The organism is Pseudonocardia tropica, from assembly GCF_040105315.1.
Taxonomy (GTDB): domain Bacteria; phylum Actinomycetota; class Actinomycetes; order Mycobacteriales; family Pseudonocardiaceae; genus Pseudonocardia; species Pseudonocardia alni.
The window spans coordinates 1-2,328 of record NZ_JBEDNP010000064.1 but is presented as its reverse complement, the minus strand read 5'-3'; the positions used below and the strand labels follow the sequence as shown (position 1 = coordinate 2,328).

Here is a 2,328-nt window from a genome sequence, read left to right as displayed (position 1 = left end):
AGAGGCGACAGTTGCCACAGGGGGGCGTTCGGCTTCCAGTTGGGGGGAAGTGGAAGTAATTACCGGCGTACGGCGGAGTGAAGGTCAGGAGGGCTGTCCGATATCTACCAGAATAGACGTCAGAACCGTTGAGTCTGCTCCGATGGACAACTATTCTTCAGGAGTGGGACGCAAATTCTGGGGCGGGTCTCGTCGTGACGAAGAGCGATTTCGGAGCATGCGTCGGAAAGGGTCATTGAGCGTGTTCTACGAGCGTTTTTTCTGCCACCCGCCGTTCGGGCAGGGGTGCGCGACAGGCTCCTCTTGTTACCGAGGGCAGATCTGATGGCGCGCCGGAATCACCGCCCATCCCCCGAAGGCCAGCTCTCCTTCGACGACCTGTTCTTCTCCGCTGCCCCCGGTGAAGACGAGGCCGGAGCCGTCGACGCGGCCGTGCCGTCGGAGTCCCAGGACGCCGTACCGTTGCCGAGCGAGTCCGGTGCAGCGTCGACCACCCAGAGCCGGGAGGCGCCAGATGGCAGATTACGGAGCGATGGCCCAGGAACACTGGGCCCGCTGGTTACCGACCAGGTACAGCAGCATCCCGAACCCCGAGCTGTTCTTCCGGGAGCTGGGCGAGGAGGTCGAGAAGGAGATCGACTCGCTGGCCCTGGAGCTGGAGGGCGCCGATCCGCACCAGGAGAGCTACCTGGACAGGGTCGGCCGCATGAGGGGGGCTCGACAGCGAGCCGAGCAGATCGTGCTGCAGGAACGGGTGAGGCTGGACCCGGAGCCCGGAGCGGATCCGGACGAGGAGCCGACCGCGCCGCCGGCGACCGAGCCGGGGCTGGCGCTACCGCTGGTGGTGGGTCCCGAGGACCCCGAGTACCAACAGATCCTGGAGGAGGAACAGCGGGCGCAGGAGACGTTGCGCCGCGGTTCCGACCACTGACGCAGGACGACCTGGCACCCTCGGGTGAACGAGCTCGCGTCGAGGCCAACCTCGCCGCGCTCCGTGCTCTGCGACGCCTGCAGCACGAGCAGCGGCCGGCCACCGCCGAGGAACAGGCGACCCTGGCGCGCTGGTCCGGGTGGGGTGCAGTCCCCCGGGTGTTCGACCCGCAGCACGAGGAGTTCGCGCAGGCGCGCCGCGAGCTGCGCGGTCTGCTGAGCGAGACCGAGTTCAGCGCTGCGCGCCGAAGCACCCTGAACGCCCACTACACCGACGTCGCCATCGCCGAGGCGATGTGGCAGGCCGTACAGCGCCTCGGCTTCGAGGGCGGGACGGTGCTCGAGCCCGGCTGTGGCGCCGGGACGTTCCTCGCCCTCGCGCCCGAGCGCGCCCGGATGGTCGGAGTCGAGGTGGAGCCCATCACCGCGGCGATCGCGCAGGCCCTCCACCCCCACGCTGCAGTGCGCAGCGAGTCCTTCGTGCAGACCCGTGCCCCCGAGGGCACGTTCGACCTGGTCATCGGGAACGTACCTTTCGCAAAGGTCGCCCCGGCGGATCCCGTGCACAACGGCGGCGGACACAGCATTCACAACTATTTCCTGCTCAAGTCCGTGCGACTGACCCGTCCGGGCGGCCTGGTGGTCGCGCTGAGCAGCCGCTACACACTCGACTCGGAGAATCCCAGCGCCCGGCGCGAACTCAGCGACCACGCCGACCTGGTGGGCGCCGTCCGGCTACCGAGCAAGGCGCACCAGCGCGCCGCGGGAACCGCTGTGGTCACCGACCTGCTCGTCCTGCGGCGCCGCGAACCCGAGGCGGCCCCGGCCGACCTCGACTGGCTCGACACCAGCCCGATGAGGATCGGGGACGACGAACGCGAGATCCCGGTCAACCGCTACTTCCAGCAGCACCCCGAGATGGTCCTCGGGACCCCACTGCTCGGGCACGGCGCCTACCGGCAGGACGAACTGCAGGTCGTCGGCGACCTGGGCAACTCCACCCTCCTGTCCGGGGCACTCGAGCAGCTCGTCCAGCACGCCGCAACGGCAGGGCTCGACTACACGAGCCCCACCGACTCCGACACCCTCGACCCGGTCGTCACCCTCGCCACGGGCGCCGAGGACCAGCAGGAAGGGCTCCTCCAGACCGCACCGGACGGGACCTTCACCCGGATCCAGAGCGGCGCGATCGTGGGGTACGCCGTCCCCCGTACGCAGCAGACCGAGCTTCGCGCCCTCATCGGGCTGAGGGACACCACCCGGGCGCTGCTCGACGCCGAAGCGGCCACCGCCGACGACACCGCCGTGATCGCAGAGCTACGCAAGGACCTCGGCCAACGCATCGACGCCAACGTCGCGACGGGCGGCCCCATCCGCCGGTTCACGTGCCCCCGCACC

2 protein-coding genes are annotated in these 2,328 nt (G+C 69.3%); both read left to right on the top strand.

What is annotated here, in order from left to right; genetic code table 11:
* Nucleotides 1-514 precede the first annotated feature (514 nt).
* The gene (locus tag WHI96_RS27450) at nucleotides 515-931 is read left to right on the top strand and encodes a hypothetical protein (protein ID WP_100877295.1); all 417 of its coding nucleotides are present in this window, start codon (nucleotides 515-517) and stop codon (nucleotides 929-931) included.
* A gap of 158 nt (nucleotides 932-1,089) precedes the next feature.
* Nucleotides 1,090-2,328 (top strand): class I SAM-dependent methyltransferase (locus WHI96_RS27445; RefSeq protein ID WP_432422466.1); only part of this gene is annotated, 1,239 nt, incomplete at its 3' end.

Excerpts from the sequence above, each read along its gene's own strand:
- WHI96_RS27450 (WP_100877295.1), top strand. The coding sequence starts at position 515 with ATGGCAGATTACGGAGCGATGGCCCAGGAACACTGGGCCCGCTGGTTA.